The following is a 16,191-nucleotide window of genomic DNA, read 5'->3' as shown; positions in this document are numbered from 1 at the left end:
GGCATTATTGTATTTTGGCTATATCGCTAGAGGAAAATGACTATGGCGATCAATCCTACTTCAATACCTCACAACACACTTTCTCACTCATTAGTAAAAGAGAACAGTGGTAAATCGACCACTCAAACAACCTCGTCAAACGCCGCTTCAGAGTCTCAAACATCGCTAGGCAATGATTTGCCGCCCACTGAACACGTAAATGCTGTTAACCGAACTGACGTTGACGATCCCCTTAATTCATCTTTGCAAGATAGCCGTTCCGATCAAGAGAGAATTAAGCAGATCGAGATGGTTTTACAACAATTTAACCGCAGCTTACGCTTCTATCAAGATGAAGAAACCGGTGAGCAAATTGCCACTATTGTAGATAAAGCAAGTGGTGAAGTTATTCGTCAAGTTCCGGCACAGGAATTGCTAGAGTTAAACAAAAATTTAGCCAAGCATGCCCTGAGCTCGCTGAGCAAAATAGTCTAAGAGGTATTTACGATGGGGTTAAGTGCTGCGGGTATGGCATCGGGTTTAGATGTCGCAGGCATGACGCAACAATTAGTAGCGGCGGAACGAAAGCCTAAAGCGGATCGTATTACTGACCAACAAAAAAAGGTTAATGTCTCGCTTAGTGCTTATGGGCAAGTTAAATCGTCTATGAGTAGCATTCAAACCATGTTGGAGAAGTTTGGTAAAGACGATGCTTTCTCTAGCCAAAAAGCAACCTCCGATAATAGTGATTACGTATCGGTTAAAGCGGATGCGAAAGCGAAAAATGGTACTTATACCATTAACGTAGAGCAAATGGCGCAGTCTCACAAGTTAATGGGGCAAGAGTTATTTAGCGGCGACCCTGAAGCCTCACTCGGTAGTGGTGAAATAGTGATTAAGGTTGGCGATAAGTCGATGACCTTAAACATTAATGAAGATAACGATGATTTATCTTCTATTGTTGATGCGATTAACAATGCAGAAGATAACCCAGGTTTAACGGCGACGGTGATCAATACTGGTGAAGAGGGCGGCTCTAAAATCGTTTTCTCATCTAAAGATACTGGTGTTGAAAATAAAATTGAAATTGATACGTCTGGTATGACGGGGCAATTAGCATCACTGGCCTACAAAGAAGGGATGACAGACAGTAAAGTTGATCAAATGCAAGAAGCGCAAGATGCACGCATTAAGATTGATAACTTTACTACCGTGACCAGCAGTAATAATACCTTTGAAGATGTGATTGAAGGTGTGACGTTAGATCTGAAAAAGCTGACGGGAACGTCAGGTTCAGGTAACGCTGAAACCGATGATGTTGATGTTAAGTCTGTAAAAATCACCATCGAAAATAATGAAAAGAGTACCAAAGACTCACTAAAATCTTTTGTTGATGCCTACAACGGTTTAATTTCAACGACCGATCGTTTAACGGGATTTGATCCAGATAAAGAGCCAGATGATCCAAACCGAGCTGGCGCATTGAATGGTGACAGTTTAACCCGTTCAGTACTTAGCCAAATGCGCGGCTTGATGAACGAGCCGATTGAAGTAAACGGCAAATTGTATCAGTTATCTGATTTTGGTATCTCCGTACAACGTGATGGCACGTTAGAGCTGGAAGATGATAGCGATAAACTTGATGACATTATTAGCGAAAACTTTAATGTTATTGGGCAGTTTTTCGGCCAAGAAGACACGGGATTTTTAGCCAAAGCCGATAAGTTATTAGACACTTTTACCGATAAAACCGACGGTGCTTTATCGGTAAAAGAAGACACATTAAAAGAGCGTCAGAAGTCATTAGATGATGACATGATGCAACTTGATAAACGTATGAAAGCTTATGAAGATCGCACTTATAAACAGTTTTTAGCGATGGATGAAGCGATAGGCCAAATGAATAATCAGCTTAATAGTATGTTGAGTTTATTGGTGTCATTTGATTAAGGATAAATATGGAACAGTTAACGCAACTAGAGCAGCAAATAGAGCAACTATTAACTGCTGATGAATATAACGATGACTTTCCGAAACAGTTAGAAAACTTAGTGTCATTACGTCATCAAGAAGTCGAGCAGATCTTAGACCAACCTAACTTAACTCGCCCCGTTTTTGATGATGTAGTGGCACGTACTAAAGCATTAAAAAGCTTAATTCAGAAACACAAAGATATTATTGGTGAGCGATTAGTCCGCTCTAAAAAGAGCAAAAAATCGTTATCACTGTACAGCAATATTCAACAAAACGGTTCGTAGTCTTCTTGGTTTTGTTGATTTCACTTATTAAATAAGGGATTACATCATGCGTGGCTCTCTTCAGGCATATAAAAAAGTTTCAGTAAACGCACAATTAGCCAGTGCTTCTCCTCACCGTATTATTCAAATGCTGTATGCAGGGGCGATTGAGCGTTTAATTCAAGGAAAAGCGGCAATGGAGCAAGGCAATGTTGCGGTTAAATGTGAGCGTTTAAGCAAAGCATTAGATATCGTATTAAGCCTGCGTGACTGCTTATCAATGGAAGAAGGTGGTGATATTGCTAAGAACCTTGATGCGCTATATGAGTTTATGGCAACTGAGATCAGCCGAGCGAATGCCGAAAACCAAACTAAGCCAATTGATGATGTGATTGGTATGCTACGTGAAATTAAATCAGCGTGGGATCAAATCCCAACTGAGTATCATCATTTAAGTGAAGCGAGTTAATTCATAGAGTTAAGTGTTAAAATGCATATAAGCAGGACAACACTATAATAAATGGTAATAACTCTTCAAATATAGGATGAATAGCTGTAAATGAGCAATATTCGTCCTATTATTTTATATATCCTTGTATTGGTATCACACCTTTCCGTTATCAAATATTGCCTTATCCTATGGTTTAATTACAATAGATGCCAATAATATTGGTAGTGGTTCGCATTTCCATCAAATAAGCCAATAATTACATCATTTTATGAAGGCAGGCTATATCCATTCTATGCAAGGTTTAGCAAAGACACTCGTTATTGAAGACGATCAACAGCAACGTCATGATCTCAGTGTAATTCTGGGGTTTGTCGGTGAACAGTGTGAAATCATCTCGTCACAAGATATTGATGCTTCATTATGGCAGCAGTCATGGGGTGCATGTTTATTGGGTAATATTGAAATAAATAAAAATTTATCTCATATCGTAGATACATTAAAAATTCATGCCCATATTCCTGTTGTATCGCTTGGAAATCACCGTGCTCATCTTTCTGGTTTAGCGAATTATGTTGGCGATCTAGAATTACCTTTGCATTATAACCAACTCGTTGATGCTTTCCGTCATTGCCAAGAATACATGGGTAAACGCGCTTACCAAGTTCCTCAGCTAGGGCGTAAAAATACGTTATTCCGTAGCATGGTTGGTAGTAGTGCTGCAATTAGTCAGATCCGTCACCTTATGGAGCAAGTGGCTGCTTGTGATGCAAGTGTGCTGATATTAGGCGAATCTGGTACTGGTAAAGAAGTTGTCGCGCGTAATGTTCATTATCACTCTTCGCGTGGTAAAGGTCCGTTTGTTCCTGTTAACTGTGGTGCTATCCCGCCAGATTTACTCGAAAGTGAATTGTTTGGTCATGAAAAAGGGGCATTTACAGGTGCGATTTCTGCACGTAAAGGCCGTTTTGAATTAGCAGAAGGTGGTACGTTATTTCTTGATGAAATCGGTGATATGCCGATGTCGATGCAAGTTAAGCTACTACGCGTTTTGCAAGAACGCAGTTTTGAACGTGTTGGTGGTAGTCAAACCATTAAAACCAATGTACGCATCGTTGCAGCAACACACCGCGATTTAGACAAAATGATCCATGAGAATTTATTCCGTGAAGATTTGTACTATCGCCTTAATGTTTTTCCTATTGATATGCCCGCATTGCGTGAACGTATCGAAGATTTGCCTTTATTACTTCAAGAGTTGCTTACACGTATGGAAGCTGAAGGTGCGAAACGTATTCACTTCACACCGCGTGCGATTAACTCATTAATGGAGCATAACTGGCCGGGTAACGTACGTGAGCTTGCAAACCTTGTTGAGCGTTTGTGTATCTTGTATCCAGGTGAAATGGTGGATACTAATCATCTGCCGATTAAGTATCGCTACAGCCAGCTTCCTGACTTTACGCCAGAAAGTTCTCAACCAAGTGTTGAGGAATTAGAGCAAGAAGCGTTAGCAAGTATGTTTTCATCGTATGAAGATGAGCAAGCAGGTGTAAATAGTGAGCTTCCTCCTGAAGGATTGAACCTAAAAGAAATGCTGGCTGATCTTGAAGTTGATATGATTAAGCAAGCGTTAGATGCTCAGTCAGGTGTTGTTGCAAGGGCTGCTGATATGCTCGGTATGCGACGTACCACGTTAGTAGAAAAAATGCGTAAATATGGTCTGAATAAAGAAGGCTAATAGAGCGTCATTAATTCATATAAAGCCGATGCCATTAATTTGACGTCGGCTTTTTTATTCCTTATAGCAATCTTAATAGCAGGTTGTTAATTCATCACTTTCAATAGAACGGGCTAATAATCCCTTTCTTTTAATTTATTTTTAGCAACAACCTCTCAAAAAACTGCTGCCAATCTGTATCTTTTTAGTCAATTCCATAAAACTCTAACGCGATGTCATTTTTTTGACATTCTTTTTTTGTCATAATTAATTTGTAATTACATGATTTAAAAGAATAATATGTGGCATGTAAATTGCTTTTTTATAAATTACATTGGATTTTTTTGTTATTAGGTTTCATGCATGGATGATAAAGCGGTTGTGATTGGGGCATTAGAACAACAAGTTGAACGTTATCAACAAGTGCTGGAAGTGATGCCTGTTGGTGTCATTTTACTCGATCCTAAAGGCATTATTTGTGAAACCAATAATGAAGCATTACGTTTACTAGGCGAGCCACTTGAAGGCGAACGCTGGGTAGATGTCATCCAGCGTTGTTTTCAGCCTCAGGAAGATGATGGACACGAAATTTCACTGCGCTCTGGAGCGAAGGTAAAATTAGCTATTTCAGCCTCTTCTGCTGGACAGTTAATTGTAATTACAGACATGACAGAAACGCGCCAATTGCAATCACGGTTAAGTGAAATGCAGCGACTGTCGTCCTTAGGCAAAATGGTTGCATCCTTAGCGCACCAAGTTAGAACGCCATTATCGAGTGCGATGCTATACGCCGCTAATTTATCGGCGCCTAATTTGCCAGCAACAACCCGTGAACGTTTCCAAGGTAAACTTGTTGATCGCCTTCAAGATCTTGAAAAACAAGTTAATGATATGCTGCTGTTTGCAAAAGGTGGTGATAATAAAGTGGTTAATTGTTTTTCATTAGAAAGTTTACTTAATAGCATGGAAAACATGGTTGAAGCGCTAGTGATGAGCCAAAATGTTGATTTTAGTATTGACTGCGATGATGAATCACTGGCGATTTTAGGCAATGAAAATGCACTGGCGAGCGCTATCAGTAACCTAATTACAAACGCTATCCAAATGTCAGGTAAAGGCTGTACTGTTGCAGTGTCTTGTTATGCCGTAGGTGACGAAATTTTGTTATCTGTCACTGATAATGGTCCCGGTATTGCGACAGAGCTCCAAACTAAAGTCTTAGAGCCTTTCTTTACCACTCGAAAACAAGGTACAGGGTTGGGATTAGCCGTTGTTCAAATGGTGGCACTCGCACATCGTGGCAAGTTGTCTTTAACATCAGAGTTAGGTAAAGGGACATGCTTTACTTTAACCCTTCCTACTGCCTCACAGCAGAATATGTAATCACAGTTAGCCGCATCGTGAGCATTAAAGTGCCAGAGCATACTCATGGAGAGAAGAGATGAATCAAACGAGAGTCCTAGTAGTCGAAGATGACGAAGGATTACGTGAAGCGTTGGTTGATACGTTAGCGTTAGCTGGCTATCAATGGATTGAAGCGGAAAGCGCAGAGCATGCTTTAGTGATCATGAAGTCGGAAACGGTTGATATCGTTGTCTCTGATGTACAAATGGCAGGGATGGATGGATTAGCATTACTTCGCAGTATTAAATTAAATTGGCCTAAAATCCCAGTATTATTAATGACGGCTTACGCCAATATTGAAGATGCAGTCGCGGCGATGCGTGAAGGTGCGATTGATTATATGGCAAAACCCTTTGCCCCTGAAGTGCTGTTAAACATGGTCGGGCGTTATGCGCCGATAAAAAAACAAAGCAGTAAAACCGTTGTTGCTGATCCGAAAAGTATCAAGTTATTAGCACTTGCTGATAAGGTAGCAAAAACGGAAGCGAATGTGATGGTGCTAGGGCCGAGTGGTTCAGGGAAAGAAGTACTGTCTCGTTATATCCATGATAATTCCGAGCGTAAAGATGGGCCCTTTATTGCCATTAACTGCGCTGCCATTCCTGAAAACATGCTTGAAGCAACTTTATTTGGCTATGAAAAAGGTGCATTTACGGGGGCGATTCAAGCCTGTCCGGGTAAATTTGAGCAAGCGCAAGGTGGCACCTTATTGCTTGATGAAATCAGTGAAATGGATTTAGGCTTACAGGCAAAATTATTGCGTGTATTGCAAGAACGTGAAGTTGAACGTCTAGGTGGTCGCAAAAGCATTAAGTTAGATGTACGTATTCTTGCGACCAGTAACCGTGAACTTAAAACTTATGTGGCAGAAGGGCATTTTCGTGAAGATTTGTACTACCGACTTAATGTCTTCCCAATTGCTTGGCCTGCTTTAGCTGAACGTCAGGGCGATATTCTGCCTTTAGCGACATTATTTGCAGAGCGACACAGTATCAAACAAGGAAATGTGGTACCAAGTATAAGCCAAGCTGCACAAGATAAATTAGTGCAATACCCGTGGCCTGGGAATGTGCGAGAATTAGATAACGTTATTCAACGCGCGTTAATTCTTTGCGATAACAACCACATTCAACAGCAAGATATTTTATTAGAACATTTTGATTGGCTAGATACGGAAATACCTCAAAGTGTGCCAGAGCCTGAACCTTGCGTAGTGGCAGTTCGTCCTAAACCGACGGCAACGGGGGAAGGGCTGGGTAGTGAGTTACGTGAACAAGAATTTAGCATTATTTTAGATACTTTAATCGCCTGTGAAGGCAGCCGTAAAGATGTGGCAGAGCAGTTAGGGATCAGCCCTCGAACTTTGCGTTATAAATTGGCGAAAATGCGTGATGCAGGTATTGAAATTCCTGCGTAGTGAGCGGTTAAAATAAATACATTGATAGAGAGAATCACGGAATGAAAGTAAACGGATTACAAGCAGAAATGCAAGCAATGAGACTGGATGCTCAAAACACCACTTCCCCTGCAACAGCCCAACAGGTGAGCTCTGATTTTGGCAACCTTTTGAGTGATGCATTGCAATCAGTGAACCAGCTACAAGGGCAATCAAGTGAGTTGGCAACGCGTTTCGATCAAGGTGACCGTAGCGTTTCATTAGCCGATGTCATGATTGCAAGAAATAAGTCTAGTGTGGCGTTTGAAGCAACCGTACAAGTTCGCAATAAAATGGTACAAGCGTACAAAGAATTAATGAATATGCCGGTATAAGCCTGACTTTTTAAAGTATGGAAAGTAACACCGTTATTCTTGCAGTTTATGGGTAAAAGTCGTGGCAGAAGAAAACATTAATCAACCTTTAGCGGTATCGGGCAATGGCTCCGCACCTGTATTACATGATGATGTGGGGGCGGGGCAAGGTGCTGATATTTCAGAGAAGAAAGCCTCTTCGACTGATAGTATTTTGGGTAACTTGGATTTATTACGTCAAGTTATTCTAGTGCTATCGGTGGCAATTTGTGTCGCGCTAATTGTGTTGGTAACAATGTGGATCAAAGAGCCTGAGATGCGCCCATTAGGCACTTATGAAACCGAAGAATTAATTCCAATCCTCGATCACTTTGATCAAAAGAAAATTGAATATCAATTAGATGGCAATACAATCCGTGTTCCTGCTGATGAATACAGCGCGATTAAGTTGGATTTAACCCGTACTGGATTAAATGCTCAGACGGTAGAAGGCGATGATATTTTATTGCAAGACATGGGATTTGGTGTATCACAACGAATGGAAAGTGAGCGTTTAAAGCTCAGCCGTGAACGTCAATTAGCCCGTGCCATTGAACAAATTAGCCAAGTACGAAAAGCGCAGGTTTTACTGGCGACACCAAAACAAAGTGTGTTTGTTCGTCATAACCAAGAAGCGACGGCAACAGTCTTTTTAACCTTATCTTCTGGTGGTTCATTAGGCCAACAAGAAGTGGATTCCATTGTTGATATGGTGGCAACAGCGGTACCTGGGCTTCGTCCAACGCGAGTCACGGTAACCGATCAACATGGCCGGTTATTGAGCTCTGGTACTGAAGACCCTAGTACAACAGCGAAACGTAAAGAATACGAATTAGAGCGTAAACAGGAACAAGCATTACGCGAAAAAATTGATGCTATCTTAATGCCTGTTTTAGGGCTGGGTAATTATACATCGCAAGTTGATGTTGCAATGGACTTCTCGGCGTTAGAAGAAACCCGTAAGCGCTATGATCCATCAACGGCGGCAACACGCAGTGAATTTACGCTGGAAGATATTAATGGTGGTAACCAAGTTGCCGGTATTCCTGGCGCATTAAGTAATCAGCCGCCTGTTGAATCGGCTATTCCTCAGAATGTGAAAGACATGCAGTCGGGTACAAACGGTAGTGATGGCTCGGTACATAGAGAATCTACCCGTAACTATGAATTAGATACCACGATTAGTCATAAGCGTGCACAAACGGGGGTTATTGACCGTCAAACGGTATCTGTAGCGGTAGATTATAAGACCATCACGGATCCTAAAACGGGTGATGTGACTCGCGTACCTGTTTCAGAAGCGGAAATTGCTAAAATTCGTCGTTTGCTAATGGGCGGTATTGGTTTTTCAGAAGCGCGAGGGGATTTACTTGAAGTGCTTTCTGTTCCTTTTGCGTTACCAGAATCTGAATTAGCTGCTGATCTTCCTATTTGGGAAAACCCGAACTTTAGTAGCTGGGTACGTTGGATTGCAGCGGCGCTCGTTATTATTGTGGTGATCATGGTATTAGTACGCCCAGCAATGCGTAAGCTGTTGTATCCAAACCAAGCGCCAGATGGCACGCCATTAGACGAAAATGGTATGCCAGTTATGGCAAACTCAGCGGATTCTGTTGGGCTTATTGGCGCAGAGTTGGATGGTGGTGAAGGATTTGAATTGAGCTCTAGTAGCTTAGATTTACCAAATTTACATAAAGATGAAGACTTACTGAAAGCCGTCCGAGCATTGGTGGATAATGAACCTGATCTCGCAGCACAAGTGGTTAAAAGTTGGGTGAATGAAGATGGCTAATGATGTTGCTATAAGTGAAAATAAATTTGATCCAAGTACGCTAAGCGGGACAGAAAAAGCCGCAATTTTACTGCTTAGCCTTAGTGAGCAAGATGCCGCCAGTATTATTCGTCACCTTGAACCTAAACAGGTGCAGCGTGTGGGTGGTGCGATGGCGAGTATGACAGATCTTAGCCAAGAGAAAGTTTCCGGTGTACACCGATTGTTTCTCGAAGATATTCAAAAATACACCAGCATTGGCATGGGCAGCGAAGATTTCGTACGTAACACATTAGTTGCTGCGTTAGGTGAAGACAAAGCGAATAACCTTGTTGATCAAATCCTGATGGGCAGTGGCTCTCGTGGCTTAGATTCGCTGAAATGGATGGATCCTCGTCAAGTAGCGAGCATTATTCTTAATGAGCACCCGCAGATCCAAACCATTGTTTTATCGTACTTAGAGCCGGAACAATCTGCGGAAATATTAGCGCAATTTCCTGAGCGTGTACGTTTAGATCTGATGATGCGTATTGCGAACTTAGAAGAAGTACAACCAGCAGCATTGCATGAATTGAACGATATCATGGAGAAACAGTTTGCCGGTCAAGCAGGTGCGCAAGCGGCTAAAATTGGCGGCTTGAAAGCCGCAGCTGAGATCATGAACTACCTCGATAATAATGTTGAAGGTTTGTTGATGGATCAGATCCGTGAAACGGATGAAGATACCGCTACTCAGATCCAAGACTTAATGTTCGTATTTGATAACTTAACAGAAGTCGATGATCGCGGTATTCAAACCTTGCTCCGTGATGTACCACAAGATCTCTTACAAAAAGCACTAAAAGGTGCTGATGATATGCTGCGTGATAAGTTCTTCGCCAATATGTCCAAGCGTGCTTCAGAAATGCTACGTGAAGAATTAGAAGCAATGGGGCCGATTCGTGTTGCTGATGTAGAAGCGGCGCAAAAAGAAATTCTAACCATTGCTCGTCGTCTTTCTGATACAGGTGAAATTATGCTTGGTGGCGGCGGTGGCGGTGCAGATGAGTACCTATAAAATTATCCCAATTGTTGAACTAGCAGGTGGTCGTTATGAGTGATGAACGTCGACGTGGCTTTTATCGAGTTTCAGATCATCAAGCGCAAGAATTAGAACGTTGGGCATACCCTGATTATTCAGAAGAGCGTCCAGAGCAAAGTGACAACGCTTTTAATTACCAGCCTCGTCCTGTTATTGAAGAATTCGAGCCTGAAGAAGAAGCGGGGCCTCCGCCATTAACGGCTGCTGATTTAGAAGCGATGCAGCAATCGGCGTATGACGAAGGAATAGAACAAGGACGACAAGCTGGACACAGTGAAGGGTTTAAAACCGGCCACGCTGAAGGGCTTGAATCTGGTATTGTTGAAGGCAAAGAGCAAGGGTTACAACAGGGGCTAGAGCAAGCCCAACAACAAATAACAGAACAAGTGAATCATTTGGCGTCAGTGGCTGAAAAGTTATTAGCGCCAATTGCACAAGTTGATCGCGACGTTGAAGAGCAGGTGATGCAACTTGCTTTAGGTTTAGCGAAAGAGTTGATCCGAGTGGAAGTGAAAACGAACCCACAAGTGATTTTAAATACGATTCGTGAAGTGGTGGCGACGTTACCTGTTGCAAATCGTGATATTACGATGAATCTGCATCCTGAAGATGTAGCCTTAGTAAAACAAAATTTTAGTGATGATGACTTGTTAGAGCGTAAATGGAAACTTATTGCTGAGCCAAGTTTAAATCGTGGTGATCTGCAATTAAATAGCCATGATACTTCGGTTGATTATTTTATCGAAGATCGCATTCGTCACTCTTTAAGTAGCTTTGAAGCGGTTAATAGTAGCATTCGAGATCAATCTAAATGACAGCCTCACTAGCCGAACGGTTAAGTCAGTATAAAACGGAAGGGACGGGGTGTAAGCCTGTTGCTTCTGGACGTTTAGTGCGAGTTGTAGGTTTAACACTTGAAGCAATAGGTTGCCGCGCTCCTGTTGGTAGTTTGTGTAAAGTAGAAACATTAAATGGTGAACTTGAAGCTGAAGTGGTTGGCTTTTCAGGTGAAACCTTGTTTCTCATGCCAAGTGAACAGCTGCTTGGGGTGATGCCAGGCGCTAAAGTCACGCCAATTCTGCACAATAGTGGTCTACCCGTTGGTCCAGAATTATTAGGTCGGGTTATTGATGGAGTTGGTAATCCGCTCGATGGCTTAGGACCTATTTTTACCGAGCATCGAGCTTCATTTAATGCCACTCCTATCAATCCTCTCGCCCGTAAACCAATCAAAGAGCCGCTTGATGTGGGTATTAAAGCTATCAATGGCTGTTTGACGGTAGGTAAAGGCCAGCGTATTGGTCTGTTTGCAGGCTCGGGTGTTGGTAAGTCTGTGACTTTAGGCATGATGACTCGTGGCACCAGTGCTCAGATTGTTGTGGTTGGCCTTATTGGTGAGCGTGGTCGTGAAGTTAAAGAGTTTATTGAAGAAAGCCTAGGGCCTGAAGGCCGTGCGCGATCTGTGGTGGTGGCGGCACCAGCTGATGCTTCACCATTAATGCGCTTAAAAGGTTGCCAAACATCATTGACGATTGCTGAGTATTTCCGCGATCAGGGCTTTGACGTATTACTCCTGATGGATTCACTGACCCGTTTTGCACAAGCACAACGTGAAATCGCATTGTCTGTTGGTGAGCCGCCAGCAACCAAAGGTTATCCACCTTCGGTATTTGCAAAGTTACCTGCGCTGGTGGAACGCGCGGGTAATGGTAATGAAAATCAAGGCTCTATAACGGCTTTCTTTACCGTTCTTAGTGAAGGTGATGACTTGCAAGATCCTATTGCAGATGCCTCTCGTGCGATTTTAGATGGCCATATTGTGTTATCTCGTGAGATGGCAGACGCTGGACATTATCCTGCGATCGATGTTGAACGTTCGGTGAGTCGTGTTATGCCTGCGATTGTGAGTGAAGAGCACATGTTGATGTCAAAAGCGGTACGTCAAATTCTTTCTATATGCCGTAAAAATCAAGATTTAGTCTCCATTGGTGCTTATAAACCTGGTACCGATAATACGATTGATCAAGCTTTTAGTTTTAAACCGAAATTAGACGCTTATCTGCAACAAGAAATGAAAGAGTCAGTGCCCTATGAGATGTGCGTCAATATGTTGCGCTCAACATTAGGTGGTTAATTGCAGGTGATCATGGATAAGGAAATTAAGTATGTCTAACGCGCTAGGATTAATCATCGAGCAAGCGAAAGAGCAAGAGCATCAAGCAAGTTTAGCGCTAAACCAAGCCCGTATTGAGCAACAAAATTACTTACAACAGTTAGCACAGATTGAAAAATATCGATTGGATTATCTCAATCAGTTATCTGTAAGAGGTCAACAAGGCTTAACAGCAAGCCAATATAGTCATTTACAGAAATTTTTAACGCAACTGGATCAAACATTAGAAAAGCAAAAGCAAGCAGGAGGGTACTTTGAAGAACAAATTCAAAAGTGCTCTCAGCACTGGCAAGAAATGCAGCAAAAAAGACGCTCGGTTGAATGGCTGGTGGAAAAACGCGAACGCGAGCATAAACAGTGGCTTGATAAGCAAGAGCAAAAAATGATGGATGAATTTGTTACGTTGCAGTTTGCGCGAAGGTTACAACAATAACCTTATTGATGAGTAACTGGTTTAGTTTTTGCATTACTCCTACTTATCTCTTTTTGTCGTCGGAAGATCAAATGGTTACGTTTTATTTTCTCCACGCCCAGTACTAGGTTTGAATTGGCTATGAATCTATTAAATCCCTTATCAACACCGCACGTAAAAGCCACGCCTGCGGGATCTTCAAATACTAAAACAGTAGAAAAAAACGAAGGTGATAAAGATGCTTCGTTTGATTCTCAGTTACAAGCGGCATCAACAGAGAAAACATCGGTAAGCGATTTAAAAATAGAACAAAAAACACAAAAATCGACAGATGTTGAAACTGGAGAAGAAGCGAACATTGTCTCTGATGATTTAGCTATCGAGACTGAATCTAACGCTGAGTTAGTCCCTGATAACGCTGTTTCAGGTGAGGTTGTTTCAGATGAAGTTGTATCTATTGCTGATAGTGAGGATATCGCCAGTGTTGATAATGTTGACGATGGCGAAAATATTGATGATGTTGAAAAAGTGATGTTTGAAGGCGCGGATTTTCTTCAACGTTTGAATCAATCAAATCAGCAATTTAGTCAACAATCTTCAGAAGGGGGCAAAGCTTTGCCGCCACAGTCAGAGCAAATGACATCATCTGATGAGTCTTTAGATGTGAAACCTGAATTCTCAGGTGACAAATTTGTATTAGATAGCTCTGAAATAGCGTCAATCAAGCAAAATGAGCTAACTGAAAAAGAGAAAGTACTACAGGCGGATGTGAAACCGAGTGAGCTAAAAATGGGCTGGCATGCTGTAACCTCTGGAGTGAAAGCGGAAACAAGTGATGAGGCGGCGCTGCTTTCCCAGTCCACAACCGATCCAGAATTAAAATCAACGTTATCTGGCGTAAAAGCTGAAAATAATGTGGTGAATGCGTTTCTTTCTGGTGAAAAAAATTCTGAATTGATCGCAACCAATGGAATGATGGAATCGGTTAGAAAAACCCTGGTTGATGGTCAGGAAAAAGAGCAAGACAGTATCTCTTCACAACCATTATCGGCACTCATGGGTAACCAACAAGCCAATGCGATGAAAATGGACTTACAACATGCGAATACGCAGGTTCAGTCGCCTTTATTGCTGACAAAAGAGCAGGCGGGAGAACAAGTTTCTGAGCGCATTAATATGATGATGGCAAAGAATTTAAAGCAAATTGATATCCGATTAGATCCGCCAGAACTCGGCAAAATTCAAATAAAATTAGCCTTGAATCAAGATCAAGCTTCAGTGCAATTTACCGTTAATAACAGCCAAACACGCGATATGGTTGAACAAGCAATGCCAAGGCTACGTGAGATGATGCAGCAACAAGGCTTACAGTTAGCGCAAGGCTCTGTACAGCAAGATAGTTCAAGTCAATTTGCGCAGCAGTTCTCACAGCAGCATTCTGGGGGGCAATCATCAGGCACTGCCCATGATGAATCTTTTGCAGGCACTAATGAGACTAATTCAGATAAACATCTTGATACGATTGAGATGTTTGTAACAAAAAATAAAGATCGGGTTGATTACTATGCGTAATTAACAATTGCTAATAATTTAATTAATGAAAATAAAGACAAAAAGGAATAAAAATGGCGATGGGCAAGAAAAAGCTGATGTTAATAAGTGCAGTAGCCGTAATTGTAATATTGGCGGCAGGCATTGGCTTTTGGTTGCTAAATGGTGATGACGCTAAAGAGTCGCCACAAGTGGCTGCAACAGTTCAAGAAAATACAGCGTCATCAGCACCTGTAATGTCAGCTTACTATGTTGTATTACCTCAACCTTTTACTTTCAATGTTACGGGTGATACACGAGATAGAGTGGTTCAAATTAAAGTGCAATTAATGGTACGTGGCGATAAAAATGAAGCCTTGGCGAAACAGCACATACCGTTAATTGAAAGTACTCTTCTTCAAGCATTCGGTGTCGCAACCGTTGAGCAGTTACGTAGCCCTAATGGCCGTGATCAGTTACGCCAACAAGCGCTTGAAGCTGTGAAAGCAACAATGGTTAAAGTGGCTGGAACACCTGCAGTTGAGCGGGTTCTTTTTACTGGTTTTGTAATGCAGTAGGTTTACAGTGAGTGATTTATTAACCCAAGATGAAATTGATGCGCTACTTCATGGTGTCGATGAGCCAGAAGATGAACTTCATGATAACGATGTAGCGAATGATGTTGCTACTTTTGATTTTTCATCACAAGACCGCATTGTTCGTGGTCGGATGCCGACACTTGAGCTTATCAATGAGCGTTTTGCGCGCCATATGCGTATCAGCCTGTTTAATATGCTACGTAAAACGGCGGAAGTGTCGATCAACGGCGTACAGATGATTAAATTTGGTGAGTATCAAAATACACTGTATGTACCAACAAGCTTAAATATGGTGCGCTTTCGCCCATTAAAAGGAACCGCGCTTATTACGATGGAAGCGCGTCTCGTTTTTATTCTGGTAGAAAACTTCTTTGGTGGCGATGGTCGCTTTCACGCCAAAATTGAAGGTCGTGAATTTACCCCAACCGAACGTCGCATTGTACAAATGCTGCTTAAGCTAGTGTTTGAAGATTACCGTGAAGCATGGTCTCCGGTGATGGGGGTTGAGTTTGAATATTTAGATTCAGAAGTAAACCCGACCATGGCTAATATTGTGAGCCCAACAGAAGTGATAGTAGTGAGCTCATTTCATATTGAAGTTGATGGTGGCGGCGGTGATTTTCATGTCGTCATGCCATATTCGATGGTTGAACCAATCCGTGAGTTACTCGATGCGGGTGTGCAAAGTGACAAGATGGACACTGACGTGCGTTGGAGTAAAGCATTGCGTGATGAAATCATGGATGTGCCCGTTAATCTTCGCGCCAAATTACTGGATGTGGATTTATCGTTACGTGATTTGATGGAGCTACAAGTTGGTGATGTGATCCCTATTGATATGCCTGAGCAAGCGACCATTTTTGTTGAAGATTTACCGACTTATCACGCCAAAATGGGGCGCTCTGGTGACAATGTAGCATTGAAAATTAGTGAGAAACTACAACGTCCCGACATGGTGAAAACTGATTTGGCGTTTCTCGACCGTGATGAGCTAGGCACGGCATTACTTAATATTAATAGCGATAGTAACGAATAAGAAAAGGACGATG

16 protein-coding genes are annotated in these 16,191 nt (G+C 42.0%); all 16 read left to right on the top strand.

The annotated features are described in order from the left end of the window. The first annotated feature begins 42 nt into the window (after positions 1-42). The 16 genes from BTO08_RS08855 (at position 43) to fliM (ending at position 16,178) form a co-directional block, all read left to right on the top strand. A complete protein-coding gene (locus BTO08_RS08855; protein ID WP_105060714.1) occupies positions 43-474 on the top strand; it encodes a flagellar protein FlaG in 432 nt (143 codons plus the stop codon). Between the two features lie 12 nt (positions 475-486). Then, positions 487-1,929, top strand: coding sequence for a flagellar filament capping protein FliD (fliD, locus tag BTO08_RS08850; RefSeq protein ID WP_105060713.1), 1,443 nt, complete (start codon positions 487-489; stop codon positions 1,927-1,929). Between the two features lie 8 nt (positions 1,930-1,937). Beyond that, positions 1,938-2,237 (top strand): flagellar biosynthesis protein FliS, encoded by a 300-nt coding sequence (locus tag BTO08_RS08845; RefSeq protein ID WP_105060712.1) that lies wholly within the window; start codon positions 1,938-1,940, stop codon positions 2,235-2,237. 46 nt (positions 2,238-2,283) lie between these two features. Next, a complete protein-coding gene (gene fliS / locus BTO08_RS08840) occupies positions 2,284-2,685 on the top strand; it encodes a flagellar export chaperone FliS (protein WP_105060711.1) in 402 nt (133 codons plus the stop codon). Between the two features lie 274 nt (positions 2,686-2,959). Further along, the gene (locus BTO08_RS08835; protein WP_105060710.1) at positions 2,960-4,405 is read left to right on the top strand and encodes a sigma-54 dependent transcriptional regulator; all 1,446 of its coding nucleotides are present in this window, start codon (positions 2,960-2,962) and stop codon (positions 4,403-4,405) included. Positions 4,406-4,747: 342 nt separating this feature from the next. Continuing rightward, the gene (locus BTO08_RS08830) at positions 4,748-5,767 is read left to right on the top strand and encodes a sensor histidine kinase (protein ID WP_105060709.1); all 1,020 of its coding nucleotides are present in this window, start codon (positions 4,748-4,750) and stop codon (positions 5,765-5,767) included. Between the two features lie 58 nt (positions 5,768-5,825). Beyond that, complete coding sequence (locus tag BTO08_RS08825; protein ID WP_105060708.1) at positions 5,826-7,205, top strand: sigma-54-dependent transcriptional regulator; 1,380 nt, start codon at positions 5,826-5,828, stop codon at positions 7,203-7,205. A 41-nt stretch (positions 7,206-7,246) separates the two neighbouring features. Then, positions 7,247-7,558, top strand: coding sequence for a flagellar hook-basal body complex protein FliE (gene fliE / locus BTO08_RS08820; RefSeq protein WP_005370295.1), 312 nt, complete (start codon positions 7,247-7,249; stop codon positions 7,556-7,558). 61 nt (positions 7,559-7,619) lie between these two features. Next, positions 7,620-9,368, top strand: a complete 1,749-nt coding sequence (gene fliF, locus BTO08_RS08815) for a flagellar basal-body MS-ring/collar protein FliF (protein WP_105060707.1) — start codon at positions 7,620-7,622, stop codon at positions 9,366-9,368. Next, complete coding sequence (gene fliG, locus BTO08_RS08810) at positions 9,361-10,404, top strand: flagellar motor switch protein FliG (protein ID WP_005370297.1); 1,044 nt, start codon at positions 9,361-9,363, stop codon at positions 10,402-10,404. The genes fliF and fliG overlap by 8 nt, the downstream gene beginning before the upstream one ends. A 35-nt stretch (positions 10,405-10,439) precedes the next feature. Next, positions 10,440-11,243: a flagellar assembly protein FliH gene (fliH, locus tag BTO08_RS08805; RefSeq protein WP_105060706.1), complete on the top strand. Its 804-nt coding sequence runs from the start codon at positions 10,440-10,442 to the stop codon at positions 11,241-11,243. Next, a complete protein-coding gene (gene fliI, locus BTO08_RS08800) occupies positions 11,240-12,562 on the top strand; it encodes a flagellar protein export ATPase FliI (RefSeq protein WP_005370306.1) in 1,323 nt (440 codons plus the stop codon). The genes fliH and fliI overlap by 4 nt, the downstream gene beginning before the upstream one ends. 31 nt (positions 12,563-12,593) lie before the next feature. After that, positions 12,594-13,034, top strand: a complete 441-nt coding sequence (fliJ, locus tag BTO08_RS08795; protein ID WP_045148062.1) for a flagellar export protein FliJ — start codon at positions 12,594-12,596, stop codon at positions 13,032-13,034. Between the two features lie 120 nt (positions 13,035-13,154). Beyond that, the gene (locus BTO08_RS08790; protein WP_105060705.1) at positions 13,155-14,585 is read left to right on the top strand and encodes a flagellar hook-length control protein FliK; all 1,431 of its coding nucleotides are present in this window, start codon (positions 13,155-13,157) and stop codon (positions 14,583-14,585) included. Between the two features lie 53 nt (positions 14,586-14,638). Further along, a complete protein-coding gene (gene fliL, locus BTO08_RS08785) occupies positions 14,639-15,121 on the top strand; it encodes a flagellar basal body-associated protein FliL (protein WP_105060704.1) in 483 nt (160 codons plus the stop codon). 7 nt (positions 15,122-15,128) lie between these two features. Then, a complete protein-coding gene (gene fliM / locus BTO08_RS08780) occupies positions 15,129-16,178 on the top strand; it encodes a flagellar motor switch protein FliM (RefSeq protein WP_006646785.1) in 1,050 nt (349 codons plus the stop codon). The last annotated feature ends 13 nt before the right edge of the window (positions 16,179-16,191 follow it).

It is taken from the genome of Photobacterium angustum (assembly GCF_002954615.1).
GTDB classification, from domain to species: Bacteria; Pseudomonadota; Gammaproteobacteria; order Enterobacterales; family Vibrionaceae; genus Photobacterium; species Photobacterium angustum_A.
This window is presented reverse-complemented; position numbering and strand designations above follow the sequence as displayed.

What these genes read in the sequence shown, in the direction of transcription:
- BTO08_RS08855 (WP_105060714.1), top strand. Translation starts at nt 43, where the DNA reads ATGGCGATCAATCCTACTTCAATACCTCACAACACACTTTCTCACTCA.
- fliD (WP_105060713.1), top strand. Translation starts at nt 487, where the DNA reads ATGGGGTTAAGTGCTGCGGGTATGGCATCGGGTTTAGATGTCGCAGGC.
- BTO08_RS08845 (WP_105060712.1), top strand. Translation starts at nt 1,938, where the DNA reads ATGGAACAGTTAACGCAACTAGAGCAGCAAATAGAGCAACTATTAACT.
- fliS (WP_105060711.1), top strand. Translation starts at nt 2,284, where the DNA reads ATGCGTGGCTCTCTTCAGGCATATAAAAAAGTTTCAGTAAACGCACAA.
- BTO08_RS08835 (WP_105060710.1), top strand. Translation starts at nt 2,960, where the DNA reads ATGCAAGGTTTAGCAAAGACACTCGTTATTGAAGACGATCAACAGCAA.
- BTO08_RS08830 (WP_105060709.1), top strand. Translation starts at nt 4,748, where the DNA reads ATGGATGATAAAGCGGTTGTGATTGGGGCATTAGAACAACAAGTTGAA.
- BTO08_RS08825 (WP_105060708.1), top strand. Translation starts at nt 5,826, where the DNA reads ATGAATCAAACGAGAGTCCTAGTAGTCGAAGATGACGAAGGATTACGT.
- fliE (WP_005370295.1), top strand. Translation starts at nt 7,247, where the DNA reads ATGAAAGTAAACGGATTACAAGCAGAAATGCAAGCAATGAGACTGGAT.
- fliG (WP_005370297.1), top strand. Translation starts at nt 9,361, where the DNA reads ATGGCTAATGATGTTGCTATAAGTGAAAATAAATTTGATCCAAGTACG.
- fliH (WP_105060706.1), top strand. Translation starts at nt 10,440, where the DNA reads ATGAGTGATGAACGTCGACGTGGCTTTTATCGAGTTTCAGATCATCAA.
- fliI (WP_005370306.1), top strand. Translation starts at nt 11,240, where the DNA reads ATGACAGCCTCACTAGCCGAACGGTTAAGTCAGTATAAAACGGAAGGG.
- fliJ (WP_045148062.1), top strand. Translation starts at nt 12,594, where the DNA reads ATGTCTAACGCGCTAGGATTAATCATCGAGCAAGCGAAAGAGCAAGAG.
- BTO08_RS08790 (WP_105060705.1), top strand. Translation starts at nt 13,155, where the DNA reads ATGAATCTATTAAATCCCTTATCAACACCGCACGTAAAAGCCACGCCT.
- fliL (WP_105060704.1), top strand. Translation starts at nt 14,639, where the DNA reads ATGGCGATGGGCAAGAAAAAGCTGATGTTAATAAGTGCAGTAGCCGTA.